21 protein-coding genes are annotated in these 20,507 nt (G+C 71.4%); 13 read left to right on the top strand and 8 right to left on the bottom strand.

Annotated elements, in window-relative coordinates; translation table 11 throughout:
• The first annotated feature begins 48 nt into the window (after nucleotides 1–48).
• The 3 genes from ACTMMA_RS10840 to ACTMMA_RS10830 all read left to right on the top strand — a co-directional run bounded on the left by ACTMMA_RS10840 (nucleotide 49) and on the right by ACTMMA_RS10830 (nucleotide 2,479).
• On the top strand, nucleotides 49–1,467 hold the full coding sequence (locus ACTMMA_RS10840) for an NAD-dependent malic enzyme (protein WP_441190140.1): 1,419 nt from the start codon (nucleotides 49–51) through the stop codon (nucleotides 1,465–1,467).
• Nucleotides 1,468–1,571: 104 nt separating this feature from the next.
• Nucleotides 1,572–1,907, top strand: a complete 336-nt coding sequence (locus ACTMMA_RS10835; protein ID WP_441190139.1) for a VanZ family protein — start codon at nucleotides 1,572–1,574, stop codon at nucleotides 1,905–1,907.
• Nucleotides 1,904–2,479, top strand: a complete 576-nt coding sequence (locus tag ACTMMA_RS10830) for a YqgE/AlgH family protein (protein ID WP_441190138.1) — start codon at nucleotides 1,904–1,906, stop codon at nucleotides 2,477–2,479. Before ACTMMA_RS10835 ends, ACTMMA_RS10830 begins: the two co-directional genes overlap by 4 nt.
• Nucleotides 2,480–2,520: 41 nt before the next feature.
• On the opposite strand, the gene ACTMMA_RS10825 is transcribed toward ACTMMA_RS10830, so the two are convergent.
• Nucleotides 2,521–2,883 carry a DUF3039 domain-containing protein gene (locus tag ACTMMA_RS10825; protein ID WP_441190136.1) on the bottom strand — a complete coding sequence of 121 codons (363 nt, stop codon included), beginning with the start codon at nucleotides 2,881–2,883 and terminating at the stop codon, nucleotides 2,521–2,523.
• A 133-nt stretch (nucleotides 2,884–3,016) separates the two neighbouring features.
• Between ACTMMA_RS10825 and ACTMMA_RS10820 the strand changes: the two genes are divergently transcribed.
• The 3 genes from ACTMMA_RS10820 (at nucleotide 3,017) to ACTMMA_RS10810 (ending at nucleotide 6,791) form a co-directional block, all read left to right on the top strand.
• Nucleotides 3,017–4,771 carry a DEAD/DEAH box helicase gene (locus ACTMMA_RS10820; RefSeq protein WP_441190135.1) on the top strand — a complete coding sequence of 585 codons (1,755 nt, stop codon included), beginning with the start codon at nucleotides 3,017–3,019 and terminating at the stop codon, nucleotides 4,769–4,771.
• Nucleotides 4,772–4,852: 81 nt separating this feature from the next.
• The gene (locus ACTMMA_RS10815; RefSeq protein ID WP_441190134.1) at nucleotides 4,853–6,121 is read left to right on the top strand and encodes a serpin family protein; all 1,269 of its coding nucleotides are present in this window, start codon (nucleotides 4,853–4,855) and stop codon (nucleotides 6,119–6,121) included.
• Nucleotides 6,122–6,143: 22 nt separating this feature from the next.
• Nucleotides 6,144–6,791: an IclR family transcriptional regulator gene (locus tag ACTMMA_RS10810; protein WP_441190133.1), complete on the top strand. Its 648-nt coding sequence runs from the start codon at nucleotides 6,144–6,146 to the stop codon at nucleotides 6,789–6,791.
• Nucleotides 6,792–6,884: 93 nt separating this feature from the next.
• On the opposite strand, the gene ACTMMA_RS10805 is transcribed toward ACTMMA_RS10810, so the two are convergent.
• Nucleotides 6,885–7,358: an Lrp/AsnC family transcriptional regulator gene (locus tag ACTMMA_RS10805; RefSeq protein WP_441190132.1), complete on the bottom strand. Its 474-nt coding sequence runs from the start codon at nucleotides 7,356–7,358 to the stop codon at nucleotides 6,885–6,887.
• Between the two features lie 109 nt (nucleotides 7,359–7,467).
• On the opposite strand from ACTMMA_RS10805, the gene hppD reads away from it, so the two are divergent.
• Nucleotides 7,468–8,685: a 4-hydroxyphenylpyruvate dioxygenase gene (hppD, locus tag ACTMMA_RS10800; RefSeq protein WP_441190131.1), complete on the top strand. Its 1,218-nt coding sequence runs from the start codon at nucleotides 7,468–7,470 to the stop codon at nucleotides 8,683–8,685.
• Nucleotides 8,686–8,831: 146 nt separating this feature from the next.
• Here the strand turns inward: hppD and ACTMMA_RS10795 are convergent, their stop codons facing one another.
• Together ACTMMA_RS10795 and ACTMMA_RS10790 are read right to left on the bottom strand one after the other, a co-directional pair.
• Nucleotides 8,832–10,343 carry an MFS transporter gene (locus ACTMMA_RS10795; RefSeq protein WP_441190130.1) on the bottom strand — a complete coding sequence of 504 codons (1,512 nt, stop codon included), beginning with the start codon at nucleotides 10,341–10,343 and terminating at the stop codon, nucleotides 8,832–8,834.
• Nucleotides 10,340–11,680 (bottom strand): M20/M25/M40 family metallo-hydrolase, encoded by a 1,341-nt coding sequence (locus ACTMMA_RS10790; RefSeq protein ID WP_441190129.1) that lies wholly within the window; start codon nucleotides 11,678–11,680, stop codon nucleotides 10,340–10,342. The genes ACTMMA_RS10795 and ACTMMA_RS10790 overlap by 4 nt, the downstream gene beginning before the upstream one ends.
• A gap of 42 nt (nucleotides 11,681–11,722) precedes the next feature.
• Between ACTMMA_RS10790 and ACTMMA_RS10785 the strand changes: the two genes are divergently transcribed.
• Both ACTMMA_RS10785 and ACTMMA_RS10780 read left to right on the top strand, forming a co-directional pair.
• The gene (locus ACTMMA_RS10785; protein WP_441190128.1) at nucleotides 11,723–12,340 is read left to right on the top strand and encodes an HIT family protein; all 618 of its coding nucleotides are present in this window, start codon (nucleotides 11,723–11,725) and stop codon (nucleotides 12,338–12,340) included.
• 51 nt (nucleotides 12,341–12,391) lie between these two features.
• Nucleotides 12,392–13,270: an RDD family protein gene (locus ACTMMA_RS10780; RefSeq protein ID WP_441190127.1), complete on the top strand. Its 879-nt coding sequence runs from the start codon at nucleotides 12,392–12,394 to the stop codon at nucleotides 13,268–13,270.
• 9 nt (nucleotides 13,271–13,279) lie between these two features.
• Here the strand turns inward: ACTMMA_RS10780 and fahA are convergent, their stop codons facing one another.
• Nucleotides 13,280–14,488, bottom strand: a complete 1,209-nt coding sequence (gene fahA / locus ACTMMA_RS10775) for a fumarylacetoacetase (protein ID WP_441190126.1) — start codon at nucleotides 14,486–14,488, stop codon at nucleotides 13,280–13,282.
• 79 nt (nucleotides 14,489–14,567) lie between these two features.
• Complete coding sequence (locus tag ACTMMA_RS10770; RefSeq protein WP_441190125.1) at nucleotides 14,568–15,473, bottom strand: hypothetical protein; 906 nt, start codon at nucleotides 15,471–15,473, stop codon at nucleotides 14,568–14,570.
• Nucleotides 15,474–15,564: 91 nt separating this feature from the next.
• Between ACTMMA_RS10770 and ACTMMA_RS10765 the strand changes: the two genes are divergently transcribed.
• Nucleotides 15,565–16,869 (top strand): homogentisate 1,2-dioxygenase, encoded by a 1,305-nt coding sequence (locus tag ACTMMA_RS10765; RefSeq protein ID WP_441190124.1) that lies wholly within the window; start codon nucleotides 15,565–15,567, stop codon nucleotides 16,867–16,869.
• Between the two features lie 95 nt (nucleotides 16,870–16,964).
• Here the strand turns inward: ACTMMA_RS10765 and ACTMMA_RS10760 are convergent, their stop codons facing one another.
• Nucleotides 16,965–17,231 (bottom strand): metal-sensitive transcriptional regulator, encoded by a 267-nt coding sequence (locus ACTMMA_RS10760; protein WP_441190123.1) that lies wholly within the window; start codon nucleotides 17,229–17,231, stop codon nucleotides 16,965–16,967.
• Between the two features lie 111 nt (nucleotides 17,232–17,342).
• On the opposite strand from ACTMMA_RS10760, the gene ACTMMA_RS10755 reads away from it, so the two are divergent.
• The 3 genes from ACTMMA_RS10755 (at nucleotide 17,343) to ACTMMA_RS10745 (ending at nucleotide 19,764) form a co-directional block, all read left to right on the top strand.
• Nucleotides 17,343–18,737, top strand: a complete 1,395-nt coding sequence (locus tag ACTMMA_RS10755) for a rhodanese-like domain-containing protein (RefSeq protein ID WP_441190122.1) — start codon at nucleotides 17,343–17,345, stop codon at nucleotides 18,735–18,737.
• Between the two features lie 130 nt (nucleotides 18,738–18,867).
• The gene (locus ACTMMA_RS10750; RefSeq protein ID WP_441190224.1) at nucleotides 18,868–19,050 is read left to right on the top strand and encodes a DUF8730 family Cys-rich protein; all 183 of its coding nucleotides are present in this window, start codon (nucleotides 18,868–18,870) and stop codon (nucleotides 19,048–19,050) included.
• A 303-nt stretch (nucleotides 19,051–19,353) separates the two neighbouring features.
• Nucleotides 19,354–19,764, top strand: coding sequence for a TSUP family transporter (locus tag ACTMMA_RS10745; protein WP_441190121.1), 411 nt, complete (start codon nucleotides 19,354–19,356; stop codon nucleotides 19,762–19,764).
• Between the two features lie 64 nt (nucleotides 19,765–19,828).
• Here ACTMMA_RS10745 and ACTMMA_RS10740 read toward each other — a convergent pair whose 3' ends face one another.
• Entirely contained in the window at nucleotides 19,829–20,404 is a 576-nt protein-coding gene (locus ACTMMA_RS10740) for an isochorismatase family protein (protein ID WP_441190120.1), read from the bottom strand.
• Nucleotides 20,405–20,507: the final 103 nt, after the last annotated feature.

The following is a 20,507-nucleotide window of genomic DNA, read 5'->3' as shown; positions in this document are numbered from 1 at the left end:
GCCCCGAGGTGTCCGAGGCATTCCGCCCGATGCGGGACAATGGAAGTCATGAGCCCCGTGCCCTCCGTGTCCAACTCCATCACCGTCCGTCTCGAGCTCCCGGCCCGCATCACGGCGGTCAGCGAGATCACCACCGCGGTCTCGGACGTCGGCGGCATGGTGACGGCGGTGGACATCAGCGAGTCCGGCACGGAGCGGCTCCAGGCGGACCTGACCATCGCGACCCGGGGGACCGGGCACGCCGCCGAGGTGGTCGAGGCGATCGCCACCGTGGAGGGCGTGGAGATCGGGCGGGTCAGCGATCGCACCTTCCTGGCCCACCTCGGCGGCAAGCTCGAGGTGAAGTCCAAGCTGCCGATCCGCAACCGCGACGACCTGTCCCTGGTCTACACCCCAGGCGTGGCCAAGATCTGCCAGGCGATCGCGCAGAACCCCGAGGACGCCCGCAGCCTGACGATCAAGCGCAACACGGTGGCCGTCGTCACCGACGGCACGGCGGTCCTCGGCCTGGGCAACATCGGCCCGCTCGCGGCGTTGCCCGTGATGGAGGGCAAGGCCGCGCTGTTCAAGAGGTTCGCCGACATCGACGCCTTCCCGATCTGCCTGGACGCCCACGACGCCGACGAGATCGTGCGGATCGTCAAGGCGTTGGCGCCAGGCTTCGCGGGCATCAATCTGGAGGACATCTCGGCGCCCCGCTGCTTCTACATCGAGCAGCGCCTGCGCGAGGAGCTGGACATCCCCGTCTTCCACGACGACCAGCACGGCACCGCGATCGTCGCGCTGGCCGCCCTCAAGAACGCGCTGCGCGTGGTGGAAAGGGAGATCGACGACGTCAAGATCGTCATGTCGGGGGCCGGGGCCGCCGGGTCGGCCATCATCCGGCTGCTCCTGCTGGCCGGCGCCCGCGACCTCGTCGTCGCCGACGTCAACGGCGTCATCCACTCTCGCCGCTCCGACGTCGTCTCGGGCCGCAACGGCAACCTGGCGTGGATCGCCAGCCAGACCAACCAGGCCATGGAGACCGGGACGCTGAAGGAGGCGCTGGTCGGGGCGGACGTCTTCATCGGAGTCTCGGCGGGCAACATCCTCACCGGCGAGGACATCGCGCAGATGAACGAGGACGCGATCGTCTTCGCGATGGCCAACCCGGTCCCGGAGGTGGACCCGGTCGATGCCGGCAAGCACGCCAAGGTCGTGGCGACCGGGCGGAGCGACTTCGCCAACCAGATCAACAACGTCCTGGTCTTCCCCGGCGTCTTCCGCGGACTGCTCGACGCCGCGACCGACCACATCGACGACCAGCTCCTGCTCGCCGCGGCCAGCGCCCTGGCCGACGTGGTGACGCCGGAGGAGCTCAACCCGACCTACATCATCCCCAGCGTGTTCAACCCGGAGGCCACCAAGGCAGTCGCGCGGGCCGTCGAGACCACGGCACGTGAGCTCCGGGGGGAGACGGTCTCCTGACCTCGGGGGAGCCGGGCGGGGAGGCTCGCAGCGGCGTCGTCGGCCGTGCGGCGCTCGGCCGTGCGGCGCTCGGGCGTGCGGAGCGTGCCCGCACGCTCTGGTGGGTGGTGCTCGTCGTGCTGGTCGGGGTGCAGCTCTACGGCCTCTATGCCGACACCGTCCCCGGGCCCGAGGCGGTCTCCCGGTTGGACAAGGTCAACCATCTGCTCGGCTTCGGTGTCCCCGCGGCGCTAGCCTGGGCGCTCCGTGCCCGATGGCTGGTGGCGGCCATGGTGGGGCACGCCCTCGTCAGCGAGCTGGTGCAGTCCTGGGTCGCTCCGCTGCGGATGCCGGACGTGCTGGACACCGTGGCCAATCTCGTCGGCATCCTGGTCGGGGTCCTGCTCGTCGAGGTGGTCCGCCGTGCACGTCGACCCCGGTCGGCGATGATGGAGCCATGAGCACGCCCCAGCAGCCGACCGGCGAGGTGACCGGGAGCCTGCTCGTGGCGACGCCGTTGACGGGTGATCCGTTCGAGAGGTCGGTGGTGCTCGTCCTGCACCATGACGACGAGGGAGCCCACGGGCTGGTGCTCAACGACCCCCTCGAGGCCCAGGTCGACGCCGTTCTGCCGCAGTGGCAGCCCTTCGTCACCGCTCCGGGAGTGATCTTCCGCGGGGGACCGGTAGGGATGGACACGGCGATGGGTCTGGTCAGCCTGCCCGGGCACGAGGGTGACGCGCCGCTGGGGACCCAGCTGCTCTTCGGCGGCATCGGGCTGGTCGACCTCGACGCGCCGGCGCCGCTGGTCGTGCCGGAGCTCGGAGCGTTCCGGATCTTCGTCGGCTATGCCGGCTGGGGGCCGGGCCAGCTGGACACCGAGATCCGGCAGGGCGCCTGGTATGTCGTGCCGCGCGAGCCGCGCGACCCCTTCCACGACGACACCGGTGACCTGTGGCGCGAGGTGCTGCTGCGGCAGCGCTCGAGCGTCTCGCTGGTGACGACCTACACGGACAGCCCGGAGCTCAACTGAGCTGACGAGCAGAGTGTGTCGCCGGTCGGGAGTCGGGGGAGTCAGGCGTCGCCGCCGGACCCACCCGAGCCAGACCCGCCGGACCCACCCGATCCTGGGCCGCCGTCCTGGGGGTCGCGGAGGCCGTCGTAGATCTCCTTGCACATCGGGCAGACCGGGAACTTCTGGGGGTCGCGGCCGGGCACCCAGACCTTGCCGCACAGGGCGATGACGGGGGAGCCGCTCAGCGCGCTCTCCAGGATCTTCTCCTTGCGGACGTAGTGGGAGAAGCGTTCGTGATCGCCGGGCTCCTGCAGGTCCTCCTCGACCCGGGTGTCCTCGCGCTCGAGCAGTGCGGTCTGCGTGGAGGGCTGGGCGGGCGCCTCGGGGGCGTCCAGGGGCTGGTCGGACATGTGCAGGCTCATGGCCCCCAGTGTAGGGAGGGAAGCGGCCGCGCACCCGGGGTGAGGGACACGCCATACCACGCCCCGCAGGTCGGCGCGGCGCGTCGCCGCGCCGGGTGAGTCGTCCCGAAAAAGCACCTATCCTGGGTCGGCCATGTCGATCTCTGCAGCCTCCCACCTGTCTCCCGCCTACCCGGAGCGAGCGGCCTGGGGAACCGCCGGCAAGCTGCGGGCCTGGCAGGCCGAGGCTCTCGAGCGCTACCTGACCGAGCGCCCCCGCGACTTCCTGGCCGTCGCCACCCCGGGGGCCGGCAAGACCACCTTCGCGCTGCGCGTGGCCACCGAGCTCCTGGAGCGGGGAGAGATCACCCGCATCACCATCGTGGCCCCGACCGAGCACCTCAAGGTCCAGTGGGCCGAGGCGGCGGCGAAGGTCGGCATCCGCATCGACCCGCGCTTCGCCAACGCGCAGGGGCGGCACGGCGCCGACTTCGACGGGGTCGCGGTGACCTATGCGGGCGTCGCGAGCAAGCCGCTGCTGCACCGCGCGCGCACCGAGGCGGCGCGCACCCTGGTCATCCTCGACGAGGTCCACCACGGCGGCGACGCGCTGTCCTGGGGCGAGGCGATCCGGGACGCCTTCGAGCCGGCGACGCGGCGGCTGTCGCTGACCGGGACCCCGTTCCGCTCCGACACGGCGGCCATCCCGTTCGTGCGCTACGAGATGGACCACGAGGGCGTCCTGCGCTCCTCGGCCGACTACACCTACGGGTATGCGGAGGCTCTCCGGGACGGGGTCGTGCGCCCGGTCCTGTTCCTGGCCTACGGCGGGACGATGCGCTGGCGGACCCGGGTGGGCGACGAGATCGAGGCCCGGCTGGGGGAGCCGCTGACCAAGGACGTGACCAAGCAGGCCTGGCGGACCGCGCTCGACCCCGCCGGCGACTGGGTGCCGTCGGTGCTCGCGGCGGCGGACAAGCGGCTCAGCGAGGTGCGGCGTCATGTCGAGGACGCCGGCGGCCTGGTCATCGCGACCGACCAGAGCAGCGCCCGGGCCTACGCGCGCCAGCTCGAGGCCATCACGGGGGAGAAGCCGACCGTCGTGCTCTCCGACGACGCCGGGGCCTCGGCCAAGATCGAGCAGTATGCCGAGGGGACCTCTCGCTGGATGGTCGCCGTCCGCATGGTCTCCGAGGGGGTGGACGTGCCGCGCCTGTGCGTCGGGGTCTACGCCACCTCGACCTCGACGCCCCTCTTCTTCGCCCAGGCGATCGGCCGTTTCGTGCGTGCCCGCCGGCGAGGCGAGACGGCCTCGGTCTTCCTGCCCAGCGTCGCCCCCATCCTGGGCCATGCCGGCTCCATGGAGGTCGAGCGCGACCACGCCCTCAACAAGCCGCGCCATCAGGACGACGAGGAGCAGCTCTGGTCCGAGGAGGACGGACTCCTGGCGGCGGCCAACGCCCAGGAGGGGGCCAGCGACGATCTCGAGGGGTCGTTCGAGGCGCTGCACTCCGCGGCCGAGTTCGACCACGTGCTCTTCGACGCCGAGCAGTTCGGCCTCGGCGGGCTGCCCGGGTCGGAGGACGAGGAGGAGTATCTCGGCCTGCCGGGTCTCCTCGAGCCCGACCAGGTCGCCCACGTCCTGCGGGAGCGTCAGAAGAAGCAGGTCTCTCGTGGCGGTGGCAAGGAGCGTGCCGCAGCCGTGTCTGCGCACCGAGCCCTGGCCGAGCACCGCAAGGAGCTCAACAAGCTGGTGTCCGCCTATGCCCAGAAGAAGGGCCAGCCGCACGCCGTCGTCCATGCCGAGCTGCGCCGCACCTGCGGGGGGCCGGAGCTGGCCACCGCGTCCTCCGAGCAGGTCCAGGCCAGGATCGAGAAGATCCGCAACTGGTTCGTCGGTCGGCGATGACGCCGAGCGCCGGGTCGGGGCTCGACGCGAAGAGCGCGACGAAAGACGGAACCGCAGGCCCCCGTCGGTAGTCTCACGCGCATGAAGCGAACGACCATACGGCTCCTCGTCCTCGGGGCGGTGTCCATGCTCGCTCTCTCCGCCTGCGGGCGCGCGGCGGGCGAGGACCTCACCGGCGCCAAGCCGAGGACGGAGGTGGATCCCCGGTCGGCGACGGCCCTGCCGGCGGTGGTCTCGGCCGCGGACGTGATGGGGCTGCAGATCCTGCGGACGGCCGACCCCGGCAACGCCGTCGCCTCGCCGGCCGGCGCCCAGGTGGCGCTCTCGATGGTCGGCGAGGGGGCCGCCGGGGCGGCCGCCACGCAGCTCGACGCGTTGCTCGGAGCCAGCGGCCAGGACCGCACGGACGCCGTCAACGCGCTCCTGGCCGACCTGCAGCCGCTCGATGGAGACCCGGCCCTGGCCGCCAAGGACGAGCTGCCGGAGACGACCCTGGTCCACCTCGCCAACCAGGTGACGGTCGACGACCGGGCCCAGATCGAGCAGGGCTACCTCGACCGTCTCTCCGCCGGGTATGGGGTGGGCCTCACCTCCACGGACCTCGGATCGGAAGAGGGGAAGGAGGTCCTGGACGCCTGGGTGCGCAGGGAGTCCGGCGGGCTCGTCAAGGAGTCGGCGATCGAGCCCGATCCCGAGCTGCGCCTGGTGTGGCAGAACGCCCTCGTCCTGGCCGCCCGGTGGGAGCGGCCCTTCCAGGCCGAGGTGACCACGGACGTCGACTTCACCCTCGGCGACGGCCGGGTGGTGCCGGTCAAGACCATGCACCAGCTGGCCCGGCGGTGCGTGGCGGAGGTGGACGGCTGGAGGGCCGTCCGGCTTCCCTACCAGGGCGGGGAGGTCGTCGCCGACTTCGTCCTGCCGCCGGAGGGCACGGCCCCCGAGGCCCTGACACCGGAGCAGCTCGCCGGCATCGTCGCCGACCTGGGCTGCGGCGACGGCGCGACCACCGAGGTGCTGCTGGGCCTGCCCCGGGCCGACTTGACGACCGCGGTCGACCTAGAGCCCTTCCTCTCCGAGGCGGCTCCGGACCTCCTGGCCCCCGGCGGGCTCCCGCAGATCAGCAGCGCCGAGCCCCTCTTCATCTCCCAGGCCGCCCAGCAGGGCGTGCTGAAGGTCGACGAGGAGGGGACCGTCGCTGCCGTCGTCACCGAGATCTGGGCGGAAGCGGGCGCGGCCCCGCCGCAGGACCCGCTGGTCCTGACCTTCGACCGGCCCTACCTCGTCCGTCTATCGGCGACCTCGAGCGGCTGGCCGCTCGTGCTGGCCCGGGTGTCCGACCCCCGCGGCTGAGAGGCCCGGCTACCCTGCCGGGATGGAGCCACGCCCGGAGACCGCGCAGACCCTGGACCGGGGCCTGCAGGTGCTGCTGCACCTCGGCGCGCCCGGGCACGTCCGGGGCATGACGATCACCGAGCTGGCCGGCGAGCTCGGCGTGGGACGCGCGGTCGTCTACCGGCTCGTCGCGACGCTCGAGGCGCGGGACTTCGTGACGCGCGGCTCCGACGGGCGGGTCCGCCTGGGCCTGGGCGTGACCCGGCTCCAGCTGGCGGTGCGGCCCATGCTCGTCGAGGCGGCCAGACCGGTCCTGCGTGAGCTGGCCGACCAGGTCGGCGCGACCGCCCACCTCACCGTGGCCGAGGGGGAGCAGGCGCTGGCGCTCGCGGTGGTGGAGCCCAGCTGGACCGACTTCCACATCTCCTACCGCGTCGGCAGCCGGCACCCGCTCACGCTGGGCGCGGCCGGCCGGGCGATCCTTGAGGCGCGCCGGGGGACCGGTGCACCCGTCGTCACCTCCGGGGAGCTCCAGCAGGGCGCGCACGGGCTGGCCGCGCCGGTCCCCGGCGTCCCCGGCCTGGAGGCCTCGGTCGGGGTGGTCTCCACCACCGCGCTCGACGACGCCGTCTCCAACGCGGTGCTCGCGGCGGCCGGCGCCATCGGCCGCGCGGTGACCAACGGCTAGGCGCACCTGACCAGCCGGGTGGTCAGCGGCATGGTCCTGTCGGCGATCATCGTCGGCGCCGCGCGATGATGCGGGTCCCCACGGCGCTGAGCCTCAGCCGGCCGCCTGCTGCACCAGCGGGAGGGTGCGGTGCGGGATCCGCGTCGACAGGCAGATCACCGTCGAGGACCGGTCCACCATCGGGTGGGCGACCACCTCGTCGATGACCCGCTGCAGGTCGGCGTTGTCCCTGGCCACCACCCGGATCATGAGGTCCCCCGAGCCGGTGATGGTGTGGGCCTCCAGCACCTCGGGGATGGCCAGCACGTGGTCGACGACCGGCCCGCCCCCGGTGCCCTGCCGGATCTCCAGGGTGCAGAAGGCCGTCACCGGATAGCCCAGGGCGGCCGGGTCCAGCTGCGGGGCGAAGGTGCGGATCACCCCACGGTCCAGGAGCTTGTCCAGCCGGCTCTGCACCGTCCCCCGGGCCACGCCCAAGCGTCGCGAGGCGCCCAGGACGCCGATACCGGGCTCCTCGTCGAGGAGGGTCAGCAGCCGGGCATCCAGGTCGTCGATCACGCCAGTCATGGACAGATTGTCTACCAGACCTGCTCCAGGGCAGGTCAATCTGTGCAGGGTGATCACCGTGGCCACGGTGACTTGCACCACATACCCCCGGACCGCCACCCTCGGGCGTATGACTGACACCGCCGTCCTCACCGACCAGGAGCGCGAGGCCAACCTCGAGCTCGACCAGCTCAAGCAGCTCGTGGGCCTGGTGCCCTACGACGAGTCCACCGACGTCTTCCCGGTGACCGGCTGGGACGCCATCGTCTTCGCGGTGGGCAACGCCACCCAGACCGCGCACTACTACCAGTCCGCCTTCGGGATGGACCTGATCGGCTACTCCGGCCCCGAGACCGGCAACCGCGACCACAAGGCCTTCGTCCTCAAGGCCGGCTCGATCAAGTTCATCATCAAGGGCGGCGTCGACCCCGAGAGCCAGCTGCACGACCACGTCCGCCGCCACGGCGACGGCGTCATCGACATCTCCCTCGAGGTCCCGGACGTCGACAAGTGCATCGAGCACGCCCGCTCCATCGGCGCCACCGTCCTCCAGGAGCCCGAGGACATGGAGGACGAGCACGGCAAGGTCCGGATCGCCGCCATCGCCACCTACGGCGAGACCCGCCACACACTCGTGCAGCGCAAGGGCGAGGGCTACGGCTACACCGGCCCCTACCTGCCCGGCTACGTCGAGAAGGACTCCACCTACACCAAGCGCGAGGGCGAGCCCAAGCGTCTCTTCCAGGCCCTGGACCATATCGTCGGCAACGTCGAGCTGGGCAAGATGGACGAGTGGGTCGAGTTCTACAACAAGGTCATGGGCTTCGTGAACATGGCCGAGTTCATCGGCGACGACATCGCCACCGACTACTCCGCCCTGATGTCCAAGGTCGTGGCCAACGGCAACCACCGCGTGAAGTTCCCGCTGAACGAGCCGGCCGTGGCCAAGAAGAAGTCCCAGATCGACGAGTACCTCGAGTTCTACCGCGGCCCCGGCGCCCAGCACCTGGCCCTGGCGACCAACGACATCCTGTCCACGGTCGACCACATGCGCGCCAACGGCATCGAGTTCCTCGAGACTCCGGACTCCTACTACGAGGACCCCGAGCTGCGCGAGCGCATCGGCAAGGTCCGCGTCCCGATCGAGGAGCTGCAGAGCCGCGGCATCCTCGTCGACCGCGACGAGGACGGCTACCTGCTGCAGATCTTCACCCGCCCGGTGCAGGACCGTCCGACGGTCTTCTTCGAGCTGATCGAGCGCCACGGCTCGCTCGGCTTCGGCAAGGGCAACTTCAAGGCCCTCTTCGAGGCGATCGAGCGCGAGCAGGACAAGCGCGGCAACCTCTGAGGCCAGCCCTCCAGCCACACAGCCAGGCGGCCCGTCCCCGGAAGGGGGCGGGCCGCCCCGCTGAGCCGCGACGTCCCGAGGGCGGGGGTATGGGGCTCCCCTCGCCCCACACGTCCGACCCCAGGGGGTATGGGCTTCCCGTCTCCTCAGACCACCGTGGGTCGCTCCCTGATCCTGGAGTCGTCGAAGGACTCCTTCGGGGCGGCCAGGAGGACCACGGCGGCGAGGAAGGCGGCCGCCGAGCAGACGCCCCATACCGTCAGATAGCCCGCGAAGGGCGCCACCTCCTGCGGGCCCTCCAACGAGCCGGTGGCGGTCAGGGCGATGGCGAAGATCGCCGAGGCGATCGCGCCCCCGACGGTCTTGGTGCCATTGGTCAGGCCGGTGGCGATCCCGGTGCGCTCCGGCGGTGCGGCCGCGGCCGCCGCGGCGGGCAGGGCCGCGACGAGCGCGCCGGAGCCGAGGCCGGCGACGGCCATGTTGAGCAGGGCCTGCCAGGTGTGCTCGTTGAAAAACAGCCAGAGGGCGTAGCCGATGCCGATGAGCAGGCAGGACAGGATCAGCGCGCGTCGGGTGCCGCCCACGAGCCGGGTGGTCAGGGGCAGGCTGAAGGCACCCACCGCCATCGAGATGACGTAGATCCCGATGAGCACCGACATGAAGGCCGGCTCGGCGCCGAGGCCGTAGCCGCGCTGCTCCGGGTCGGCCTGGGCGAAGGTGGACAGGGGCAGCTGGGCGCCCAGCACCGGCATGCCGAAGAGGAACGCGGTCAGCTGGACCGGCCACTGGCCGGGGGAGGCGACCATGCGCACGTCCAGGACCGGCTGGGGGTGGGCGAGCTCGTAGCGCACGAACCACCAGAAGACCGGCAGGGAGGCCAGGATCGTCACCCAGGCCAGGAGATCTGCGGGGCCGGAGAGCCTCAGCTGGACCAGGCCGGCCATGAGGACGACGAGGGCCAGGGAGATCAGGGCGAGGCCACCGAGGTCGAAGGCCGCGTCGCGGTCGTCGCCCGGCGCCTGCTCGATGCCGAAGAGGATGACGAAGAAGACCGCCGTGACCACCATCGCCGGGACGGCGAGGAGCAGGTTCATCCCCATGCTCGAGACGAGCACGCCGCTGGCGAGGGCGCCGATGATGACCGACAGCTCCAGCGCGCCGACCAGCACGGCCGCGCCGCGCCGGGTCAGCAGCTCCTGGCGGCCGCTGCGGCGGGTGCGGCGGTGGATAAGTGCGACCTCGATCGGCAGCCAGATGACGTAGGCGCCCTGGATCGCCCAGCCGATGATGAAGGTCGTCAGGGAGGGGGCGAAGGCCAGGATCCACGAGCCCAGGGCGGTGACGGCGGTGGAGATGAGGAGGACGCGCTTGTGGCCGATCATGTCGGCCAGGCGCGACAGCAGGGGGATGCACAGGGCCGAGACGACCAGCTGGGCCGCCTCGGCCCAGTTGAGGTCGCCCTCGTGGATGCTCAGGTGCTCGGCGATCTGGGGGTAGATCGGGGTGTAGTAGCCCTGGAGGATGCCGCTGGCGAACTCGACCAGGACCAGGAAGCCGACGACGGTGGCCAGGCCCGTGACGGGAGCGGGCAGGCCTCCGCGGGAGTTGTCGGGCCGGGTCGACGCCGGGCCCTGGCCCGAGCTCTCGTGGTGCGTCATCGGGGGAGCCTTTCGAGGAGGAGGCGGGTCCAGGCGACGCCGTCGACCAGGTCCTGGCAGCCGACCCGCTCGTCGTAGGAGTGGATGCTCTCGCGCTGCTCCTTGGTCATCCGCAGCGGGGCGAAGCGGTAGACCCGATCGCAGATGGCGGTGAAGTGCCGCGAGTCGGTCGCGGCCATCATCACGTAGGGGGAGACGATCGCGTCGGGGAAGACCTCTTCGACCGCGCCGGTGATCAGGTCGAAGGCGGGCTCGTCCAGGTATGGGGACACGGGGCTGGGGGCGCCGGCGTCCAGGACCTCGATGCTCACCTCGGGGTCCTTGACCGTCCTGCGGAGGTGGGTGAGGACGTCCTCCACGGTGTCGGTCACCGCGACCCGGATGTTGAGGCCGGCCTCGGCGCGGGTGGCGATCACGTTGTGCGCCGGGCTGCCCCGCAGCGTCGTCGCGGCGACGGTCGTGCGGGCCATGGCGGCGGGCTCGGGGCCCGCGGCCAGCAGCGCGCGGGTGAGTGCGGGGCGGAGCCTGTCGGCGCGGGACATCAGGGAACGCAGAGGTGCAGGCAGGTGCGGGGCGAGCCGCGTCAGCAGCTCCACGGTCGCGTCGGGGAGGGAGGCGGGCATCGGGTGGGCCTCGATGCGCTGGATGGCACGGGCGATCCGCCAGGTCGGGCCCCTGCGGGCCGGGGTGGAGGCGTGACCGCCACGGCCCTGGGCGACGAGGCGGACGTCGGTGGTGCCCTTCTCGGCGACTCCCACGACCGCGACGGGCGCCCGGACGCCGGGGAAGGCGCCGTGGGCGACGGCGCCGCCCTCGTCGAGGACGAACCACGGCCGCACCCCGCGCTCGCGCAGGAGCCGGACGGCCTCGGGGGCGGAGCCGCCCGACACCTCCTCGTCGCAGCCGAAGGACAGCCACACGTCCTGGGCGGGGACGAAGCCGTCGGCGAGCAGGCCCTCGACCGCCTCGCATATCGTCACCAGCTGGCCCTTGTCGTCGAGGGTGCCGCGGCCATGGACCATCCCGTCGTGGATCTCGGCGCCGAAGGGCGGATGCGTCCATCCGCCCTGGCCCTCGACGGGGACGACGTCCAGGTGGGCCATGAGCACCACGGGCCGGTCCGAGGAGGAGCCGGCCCACCGGATCAGGAGCGCGTGCCCGCTGTGGCGGGTCACCTCGAGGCGCTCGTGGATCAGCGGGTAGCGCTCGCGCAGGACGTCCAGGAGCTGGTCGAAGGCGGCCGTGTCCACGAGGGCAGGGTCCGGGTGGGAGACGGACGGGACCTGGACGAGAGCCTGGAGGCTGCTCACGGCCCGGTGCTGGTGGGGGCTGGCCATGAGCGGGAGGTTACCGGCGGGTCGGGTCCTAGGGTGGACGCCATGCCAGAGACACCAGCCCAGTGGTACGCCCGTGTGTCCGCAGCCCTGGAGGCCGACGGCTATCGGGAGAGCGACCTGCAGCAGTGGTCGAGCTGGCCCTGGACCGGGACGCTGACGCCCAAGCCGCTGGAGCCGCCGGCCGAGGTCGAGCCCGACCGTCACGGTGCGGGAGGGGTCGACTGCCGCAGCTGCGCGACCGGTCTGGACCCGCAGGCCGGGGGAGCGGTGTGGTGGGACGACCTGTTCTACGTCGGGGCCGGGCTGGACTCGTCGCTGCCCTTCGCGGCCTTCCTCATGCCCCGGCGGCACGCCGACCTCGGTGATCTCACCGCGGCGGAGGCGGCCCGCCAGGGTGAGCTGCTCACGGCCATCGAGGACGCCGCCCGGGCGAGCCTCTCCATACCCCGGATCCAGGTGGCGCGCTGGGGCGACGGCGGTGAGCACCTGCACTGGTGGCTCTACGCGAGACCGACCGGGATGCTCCAGCTGCGGGGGACATTCCTGTCGCACTGGGACGACCTGCTGCCGGGCCGAGCGACGGAGGAGGTCCGTGCGGATGCGCGGCTGTGGGCGGCCGAGCTCGTCCAGCGGGTCGGTGGACAGCTGCCGGAAGGCTGAGGGTGTGCACAGACCGGCGCCCCTGAGCCGTCGGCGTGCGACGATGGGGGAATGAGCCAGCAAGCAGGGTGGTACGACGACCCGGAGAACGAGCAGAACCTTCGCTACTGGGACGGCGTGCAGTGGACCAACCACGTCAGCCCGAAGCAGAAGCCCAACCTGGAGCAGGCGGGTCGCAACCTGCAGGCCGACGGCGCCGCGCAGGGGGCCGAGAGCGGCGCGCAGACGTGGGGCGAGGCCCCAGGTCAGCAGCAGTGGGGCCAGCAGGGTTGGGGCCAGCAGCCTGGTCAGCAGTACGGGCAGCAGCCTGCGCAGCAGCCCGGTCAGCAGCAGGGCTGGGGACAGCAGCCTGCGGACGGGCAGTGGGGCCAGCAGCAGTGGCAGCCGATGCCGGGGCAGGGCTACCAGACGCAGGGCGGTCCGCGTGACCGCACGCCCGACGGTCAGCCGCTGGCCGGCTGGGGTATGCGGCTGCTCGCCCGGATCATCGACTCGATCCTCCTCGCCGCCGTCGTCGCCCTCCTGTCACCGATGATCAGCGGCATCCCGGACTTCTGGGCACGCTATGGCGAGGCCATCGCCGACCCGTCGGCCGTCCTGTCGATGCCGCCGGACCTGGCCCAGGGCTTCTTCCGGATCACGATCGCCTCGGTCGTGTTCGGCCTGGTCTACGAGACCGTCCTGACCACCCTGCTCGGGGGCACCCTGGGCAAGCTCGCGCTGGGCCTGCGGGTCCGGCTGCGGGAGGCCGCGGGCAACCTGCAGTGGGGCCCGTCGGCGATCCGGGCGGCGATCTGGAACCTGCCGCAGCTGATCAACACGATCGGCTCGATCTTCGCGCTCGTCAACGGCCTCTGGCCGCTGTGGGACGACAAGCGTCAGGCTCTCCACGACAAGGCCGCACGGAGCAACGTCGTCAGGAAGCGCTGACGAGGCTCCTCAGCCGGCCGGGCGGATGGTGCCGCTGACCTCGCCCAGGGCGAGGGTCGTGCCGTCGGGGCCGGGAGCGGTGGCGGTGATCGTCACCGTGTCCCCGTCCTCGAGGAAGGTGCGGGTGCTGCCGTCCTCCAGCGTGAGCGGCTCCGAGCCGTTCCAGGTCAGCTCCAGGAGGCTGCCCCGCTGGGCCACGTCGTCGCCCGACGTCGTGCCCGAGGCGAAGAGGTCGCCGCTGGTCAGCGCCGCACCGTTGACCGTCATGTGGGCCAGCATCTGGGTGGGGGACCAGTACATCGTCGCGTAGGGCGGGCGGGAGATCACCGTGCCGTTGAGGCGGACCTCCATGGTCAGGTCCAGGCCGAAGAGCGAGCCGTCGGAGCCCTGGAGGTAGGGCAGCGGCTCGGGATCCTGCGCGGGCAGGTCGACCCTGGCCGACTCGAGCGCAGCCATCGGGGTGATCCAGGCGGCGATCGAGGAGGCGAAGCTCTTGCCCAGGAACGGGCCGAGGGGGACGTACTCCCAGGCCTGGATGTCCCGGGCGGACCAGTCGTTGAACAGGGCGATGCCGAAGAGATGGTCGGCGGCCTCGTCGACGCTGACCCGGCTCCCGACCGGCGTGGAGCCGCCGACGACGAAGCCGAGCTCGGCCTCGATGTCCAGCTTGATGCTCGGGCCGAACACCGGGGCGGGGTCGGCAGGGGTCTTGCGCTGGCCGGTGGGCCGGACGATGTCGGTGCCGCTGACCACGACGGTCGAGCTGCGGCCGTGATAGCCGATCGGCAGGTGCTTCCAGTTCGGGGTCAGGGCGTCGCCGTCAGGGCGGAAGATCGATCCGACGTTGGAGGCGTGCTGCTCGCTGGCGTAGAAGTCGACGTAGTCCGCCACCCGGAAGGGCAGGTGCAGGGTGAGCCCGTCGAGAGCGTGCAGGTGCTGGCCCAGCTCGGCCCGGCCGGCCTCGTCGCCGAGGCGCTCCTGCAGCCAGCTGCGCAGCCCGGCCCAGGCCCGGGGGCCGAGCTCGAGGAAGGCGTTGAGGGTGGGCTCGGCCAGCTCGGCGGCCCAGGGAGTCCGTGCGGCGGCGGTGGCGAGGTCCAGGGCGTGGTCGCCGATGCGGACGGCCAGGTGGACCTCGTCGCCGACGCCGATGGCGCCGTAGGGGAGGTGGTGGGGCCCGTAGGGGTGGTCGGCAGGCAGTGCGAGGGGCGCGTCGGTCATCATGCTCCTTCGTCGGTATGCGGTGACGGTGCCAGGTCGGTCTTGGGTCGTGGGTGCCAGGGTCGCCGAAGTCCCCGCGTCAGGGGCGGGCGACCAGGCCCAGGTCGGTGAGCTCGTCGAGCGGGTCGGTGACGGTGCAGCAGCCGAAGGAGACGAAGGCCCTGCGCAGCTCCCGCACGGCCGTCTCGTCGAGGTGGCGTGCCATGGCAGCGAGACTGTCGGCGTCCTGCAGGGCGAGCACGGACTCCAGGCCGGGCAGATCAGCACCGTCCACGAGGTAGTGCGTCGCCGCGATCACGTTGAGGACCCCGTGCTGGAGCTCGGTGCCCCCGTCGGGACGCACGCGCTCGCCCGCCACGGCGTGGTGGAGACCACCGGTGAGCTTGAACGAGAGCTTTCGTGAGCCCACCGCGCACAGGAACTCCGCCAGCTCACGGGCGGTGGGGACGGGCGCCTGCGGGGTCGACTGCGTCCTCAGCTTGGCCAGCACGGGCTCGTCGCGGGCCTCCGTGGCGGTGACGATGCCGTCCAGCGCCGCGGCCTGCGCGGCCCCGTCCCGGCCCACCTCGACCGCGACCGGCAGCGGCAGGTCGAGGGCGGCGCGCCACGAGCCCTCCGCGTCGTGGGCGAGCTCGACACCGGCGACGACGAGCTGGGGGGAGGCCTCGATGGTGCTGACCGCGGACAGGAGGTCCTCGACCGGCACGCCGGGCCTGGCGATCACGCCGACTTCGATCGGCCGGGCGCCGTGACCGGTCCCGGTCTCCAGGTCCTCCGCCCGCGGCGCGGCCGCCGCTGCTGCGACGAGGTCGGACGCACCGGCGGCGGCGACGAGAAGAGGACCCAGCAGATCCCCATACCGTCCGGCGCGGAGCGCGAGGTGCGCGGACCAGGCGTCCGGGACGCTCAGGCTGGCGGGCGGAAAGACGGCGGCGTCGTCGACCAGGCGGGTCAGCAGGGAGCGTGGTGCCGGCGTCGTTGACATGCTCGGCACGGTACTGCATCGTGACGAGAGAGAGGACACCGTCGTCCGGATAGCGGACGCGTCCAGCGGAGACGAGCAGACTGGAGCACGCATGGCCTACTACCAGAGCATGGGCAACGTGCCGCCGAAGCGGCACACGCAGCACCGCACGCCCGAGGGTGGGCTCTACTACGAGGAGCTGATGGGGGAGGAGGGTTTCTCCTCCGACAGCAGCCTGCTCTACCACCGCAACATCCCCTCGGCGATCGCCGACGCGAAGGTGTGGGACCTGGGTGACATGGACACCGTGGCCAACCACCCGCTGCTGCCCCGTCACCTGAAGCTGCACGACCTGTTCGTGGACGAGTCCTCCGAGACCGGGCTGGAGACCGGGGTGGACGTGGTCACGGGCCGCCGGCTCGTGCTCGGCAACGGCGACGTCCGCCTGCTCTACGTGGTCGCGGACACCCCGAGCCCCTACTACCGCAACGGCATCGGGGACGAGTGCGTCTACATCGAGCGGGGCGGGGCCAGGGTCGAGACGATCTTCGGCGCCTTCGAGGTCGGGCAGGGCGACTACGTGATGATCCCGCGGGCCACGACGCACCGGTGGATCCCGCGGGTGGCCGGCAACGAGGGCTTCACCGAGCCGCTGCGGGCCTACTGCATCGAGGCGAACAGCCACATCGGGCCGCCGAAGCGCTATCTGTCCAAGTTCGGGCAGCTGCTGGAGCACGCCCCCTACTGCGAGCGGGACTTCCGCAGCCCGGAGGGTCCGCTGCTGGCGGAGGACCTGGGCGCCGATCCGGCCGAGCACACCGAGGTCTACATCAAGCACCGGGGTGGGGGTGAGCACTCGACCGGGGGGATGGTCGGGACGATCTACACCTATCCCTACCACCCCTTCGACGTGGTGGGCTGGGACGGCTGCCTGTATCCCTACGTGTTCAACATCGCCGACTACGAGCCGATCACCGGGCGGGTGCACCAGCCGCCGCCCGTGCACCAGGTCTTCGAGGGCTACAACTTCGTGATCTGCAACTTCGTGCCTCGGAAGGTGGACTACCACCCGCTGGCGATCCCGGTGCCGTACTACCACTCCAACGTGGACTCCGACGAGATCATGTTCTACGTCGACGGCGACTACGAGGCGCGCAAGGGCTCGGGGATCGGCAAGGGCTCGATCTCGGTGCACCCGGGCGGGCACGCCCACGGGCCACAGCCGGGCGCGACGGAGAAGTCGATCGGGGTCGACTACTTCGACGAGACCGCCGTCATGGTCGACACCTTCCGGCCGCTGGAGCTGGGCGAGGCCGGGCGCGCGGTCGACGACGGGCAGTACGCCGGGTCGTGGGGTCGCGGGCTGGCCGCCGAGGGCGACAGGCCGGGCGAGGACGAGGTCTTCTCGACCAGCTGAACAGGCAGCCCGCGGTGGCGACGTGAGTGTTCACGTCGCCACCGCGGTCCGACGCTGGGGGACTCGTCCGGGCAGGCCCTGCGCCTGGGCAGGCGTCAGGCCAGGGTCAGGAAGAGCTTCTCCATGGCCTGCTGGTCGGCCGGGGTGGCGCCTTCGGGGTTGTCCATGCAGGTGCGCAGGCCGCTGGCCACGATGGCGAAGCCGGCGCGGTCGAGGGCCTTGCTGGCTGCGGCGAGCTGGGTGACCACGTCCTTGCAGTCGCGGCCCTCCTCGATGAGGCGGATGACGCCGCCGAGTTGGCCCTGGGCGCGCTTGAGGCGGTTGACGACGGCAGTCATGTCGTCCGGGTTCAGAGTGACCATGCCGACATCATATACCGAGGGGGGTATGGCCGGGCGTGTGCTAGGCTTCTGGAAGATACCCCCAGGGGTATTGTTCGACAGAAACTTCCCGCGGAGAGGACACTGGAGCACATGGATTCGCAGACCACCGCCCCTGCCGACCACGGCGTCACTGTGGAGATCATCGACACCCCCAGCCTTGGCGACCGCAGCTACCTGGCGCACGACGGTGAGGTGGCGGTCGTGGTTGACCCGCAGCGTGACATCGACCGGGTGCTGCAGCTGGCCGAGGAGGCCGGCGTGCGGATCACGCACGTCTTCGAGACGCACATCCACAACGACTACGTCACCGGTGGCCTGGCGCTCGCCGAGGTGACGGGTGCCGCATACCACGTGAACGCGGACGACCCCGTGTCCTTCGAGCGGGTCGGGGTGCGGGACGGCGACGTCATCGAGGTCTCCCCGGCGATGACGATCAAGGTCATCCACACTCCCGGCCACACCCTGACCCACCTGTCCTACGCGCTCAGCTCCCGTGGAGAGGCGGTCGGTGTCTTCACCGGCGGGTCGCTGCTGTTCGGTTCGACCGGCCGCCCCGACCTGCTCGGTCCGGCGCACACCCACGAGCTGGTCCACCACCAGTACGCATCCGCGCAGCGCCTCAAGGACGAGCTGCCGGGGCACGCCGAGGTGCTGCCCACCCACGGTTTCGGTTCGTTCTGCTCCGCAGGGTCCAGCGACGGCGTCACGGCGTCGACCATCGAGCAGGAGGTGCGGCAGAACCCGGCCTACTCGCTCGATGAGGAGACGTGGGTGGAGCAGACGTTGGCCGGGCTCGACGCCTACCCGGCGTACTACGCCCACATGGGGCTGGCCAACTCGGCAGGTCCGGACGGCGTGGAGCTGACCCCGCCCGAGCCGGCGGACAAGGACGTCCTCGCCGAGCGTATCCAGGCGGGGGAGTGGGTCGTCGACCTGCGCAACCGCACCGCCTTCGCCGCCGGGCACGTCACAGGGACCCTCAACTTCGGGATCGACGGTCAGTTCTCGACCTATCTCGGCTGGCTGATCCCGTGGGGCACGCCGCTCACGCTGCTCGGTGACACCCCGGAGCAGGTCGCCGAGGCCCAGCGCGAGCTGGTCCGGATCGGCATCGACGAGCTCGAGGGTGCCGCCACCGGCACGCCGGAGGAGTGGACCGACGACGAGCTCGGACGCTTCGACGTCGCCAAGTTCGGCGACCTGTCGCAGGTGCGCCACCACCGGACCGTCCAGGTCCTGGACGTCCGCCGGGCGCAGGAGTTCGACGAGAGCCACATCGAGGGCGCCGTCAACATCCCGATCCACGACATCCTGCGCCGGATGGACGACGTCCCCGAGGGCGAGCTCTGGGTGCACTGCGCCGGCGGCTATCGCGCCAGCGTCGCAGCCTCCGTCCTCGCCGCGGCAGGCAAGCACGTGGTCGCCGTCGACGACAGCTTCGGCAACGCCGAGGCCGCCGGCCTGCCCCTGGTGCCCAACGACTGACCCGCCGGGCTCGGCCCGGCCGGACGGGGTGGACGAGAGGTCCGCCCCTGGTCCGGCACGCCCAGGCACAACCTGGGCGTCACCATCACCCACCGCACACCCGCACCAACCACATCCAAGGAGATTCATCATTAGCCGAGCCCTCAACTGCAAGATCTGCGGCAAGACCACCTGGGCCGGCTGCGGCCAGCACGTCGACCAGGTCATGTCCGGGGTGCCCCGGGCCAACCGCTGCACCGGTCACAGCGAGGCCGAGAAGCGCGAGGCGGCCGCCAGCGGGGGTGGCTTCCTCAGCAAGCTCTTCGGTCGCTGACGCAGGCCGACCCCGATCCCTGACGAGGCAGCGCGATGCTGGTCGCAGCCGTCCCCCTCGGCCTGATCATCGGGCTCACGCTCGGCGCCCTGGGCGGGGGTGGATCGCTGCTCACGGTCCCCTCCCTGGTCCATCTCCTGGGCCTCGATCCGGGGGTCGCGGTCACCAGCTCGCTGCTCATCGTGGGATCAGCTCGATCTTCGCCCTGGTGCCACACGCCCGGGCGCTGCGGAGTTCTCGCAGGTCGAGTGGCTCCAGTTCCGGAGAGGCCGGCGGTGTCGATCCGGATCCGATGCTCACCCTGTGGCCGCTGCGCTGCGGCTGCCCCGTGTCCTGAAGGTCCTCGTCGCAGCGACGATCGTAGGCCTGCTGACGGGATTCTTCGGCGTGGGTGGAGGCTTCATCCTGGTCCCGGCGCTGGTGCTGGCGCTGGGTCATTCGATGCCGGTGGCTGTGGGGACGTCGCTGCTGGTCATCGCGATCAACAGCGCCACGGCCCTTCTGGCGCGGCTCGGTCCGGGCAGCGGGGGCTCGGCGCTCGAGATCGACTGCTCCCTCGTGGGTGTCTTCACCGTGGCCACCGTCGTCGGCAGCCTCCTCGGCGGCCGGGTCGCCTCCCGTGCCAAACCGCGACAGCTCACCCTCGGGTTCGCGGCCCTCAACGTGGCCATCGGTCTCTACACGCTCGTCAGCGCCCTCATCTCATTGCTGTGAAGGCAGGTCATTGCTGTAAAGGCTGGACCGGTGGCTCTCGGGTGCCGACTTCCGGGGAGCAAGCTCACGACGCGACGGTGATGCCAGCCTTGTCGAGCTCGACGAGCGTGGCCTCGGTGGAGTCCGGAGCCACGCCGGCGGTGAGGTGGGTCAGGACCGTGGTGCTCAGTCCTGCGGCGGAGGCGTCGAGCGCGGTGGCGCGGACGCAGTAGTCGGTGGCGATGCCGCATACCTCCGCCGCCTCGATCTGGTGCTCGGCCAGCCATTCCTGCAGCGTGACCTTGCGGCCGTCGTCCTCGGTGACACCCTCGAACCCGCTGTAGGCAGCTTCGTACTCACCCTTGCGGAAGACCGCCTGCACGTGGTCCAGTGCGCCGGCGAGACCGGGGTGGAACTCGGCGCCGATGGTCCCGGCCTCACAGTGCACCGGCCAGGAGTCTCGGTAGTCCGGCTCGTCCGACCAGTGGCTGCCCGGGTCGATGTGCCAGTCGGCGGTCGCGACGACTGCGTCGTAGCTGTCACCGTGCTCCGCGAGATGCTCGGTGATGCGGCGGGCGACACCTGCTCCTCCTTCGACCGCGAGGTTGCCGCCCTCGCAGAAGTCGTTCTGGACATCGACGACGATCAGTGCGGTGCGCATGCTCTGGAGGGTATGCGGTATCGCGGGGAAAGTGGAGTCCGTCGCCACACGTCCGGAGGCTCACGGAGCTGGGTTGTGGCATGCCGAGCACCCGACCGGTGAG

It is taken from the genome of Ornithinimicrobium panacihumi (genome assembly GCF_052073805.1).
GTDB lineage: Bacteria > Actinomycetota > Actinomycetes > Actinomycetales > Dermatophilaceae > Ornithinicoccus > Ornithinicoccus panacihumi.
The sequence above is the reverse complement of the archived record's forward strand: the minus strand, read 5'-3'. Positions and strand labels throughout refer to the sequence as shown.

Excerpts from the sequence above, each read along its gene's own strand:
- ACTMMA_RS10825 (WP_441190136.1), bottom strand. The coding sequence starts at position 2,883 with ATGAGCCTGCACATGTCCGACCAGCCCCTGGACGCCCCCGAGGCGCCC.
- ACTMMA_RS10810 (WP_441190133.1), top strand. The coding sequence starts at position 6,144 with ATGGAGCCACGCCCGGAGACCGCGCAGACCCTGGACCGGGGCCTGCAG.
- ACTMMA_RS10760 (WP_441190123.1), bottom strand. The coding sequence starts at position 17,231 with ATGGTCACTCTGAACCCGGACGACATGACTGCCGTCGTCAACCGCCTC.
- ACTMMA_RS10790 (WP_441190129.1), bottom strand. The coding sequence starts at position 11,680 with ATGGCCAGCCCCCACCAGCACCGGGCCGTGAGCAGCCTCCAGGCTCTC.
- hppD (WP_441190131.1), top strand. The coding sequence starts at position 7,468 with ATGACTGACACCGCCGTCCTCACCGACCAGGAGCGCGAGGCCAACCTC.
- fahA (WP_441190126.1), bottom strand. The coding sequence starts at position 14,488 with ATGACCGACGCGCCCCTCGCACTGCCTGCCGACCACCCCTACGGGCCC.
- ACTMMA_RS10805 (WP_441190132.1), bottom strand. The coding sequence starts at position 7,358 with ATGACTGGCGTGATCGACGACCTGGATGCCCGGCTGCTGACCCTCCTC.
- ACTMMA_RS10770 (WP_441190125.1), bottom strand. The coding sequence starts at position 15,473 with ATGTCAACGACGCCGGCACCACGCTCCCTGCTGACCCGCCTGGTCGAC.
- ACTMMA_RS10740 (WP_441190120.1), bottom strand. The coding sequence starts at position 20,404 with ATGCGCACCGCACTGATCGTCGTCGATGTCCAGAACGACTTCTGCGAG.
- ACTMMA_RS10840 (WP_441190140.1), top strand. The coding sequence starts at position 49 with ATGAGCCCCGTGCCCTCCGTGTCCAACTCCATCACCGTCCGTCTCGAG.
- ACTMMA_RS10785 (WP_441190128.1), top strand. The coding sequence starts at position 11,723 with ATGCCAGAGACACCAGCCCAGTGGTACGCCCGTGTGTCCGCAGCCCTG.
- ACTMMA_RS10765 (WP_441190124.1), top strand. The coding sequence starts at position 15,565 with ATGGCCTACTACCAGAGCATGGGCAACGTGCCGCCGAAGCGGCACACG.
- ACTMMA_RS10815 (WP_441190134.1), top strand. The coding sequence starts at position 4,853 with ATGAAGCGAACGACCATACGGCTCCTCGTCCTCGGGGCGGTGTCCATG.
- ACTMMA_RS10820 (WP_441190135.1), top strand. The coding sequence starts at position 3,017 with ATGTCGATCTCTGCAGCCTCCCACCTGTCTCCCGCCTACCCGGAGCGA.
- ACTMMA_RS10780 (WP_441190127.1), top strand. The coding sequence starts at position 12,392 with ATGAGCCAGCAAGCAGGGTGGTACGACGACCCGGAGAACGAGCAGAAC.
- ACTMMA_RS10830 (WP_441190138.1), top strand. The coding sequence starts at position 1,904 with ATGAGCACGCCCCAGCAGCCGACCGGCGAGGTGACCGGGAGCCTGCTC.
- ACTMMA_RS10795 (WP_441190130.1), bottom strand. The coding sequence starts at position 10,343 with ATGACGCACCACGAGAGCTCGGGCCAGGGCCCGGCGTCGACCCGGCCC.
- ACTMMA_RS10755 (WP_441190122.1), top strand. The coding sequence starts at position 17,343 with ATGGATTCGCAGACCACCGCCCCTGCCGACCACGGCGTCACTGTGGAG.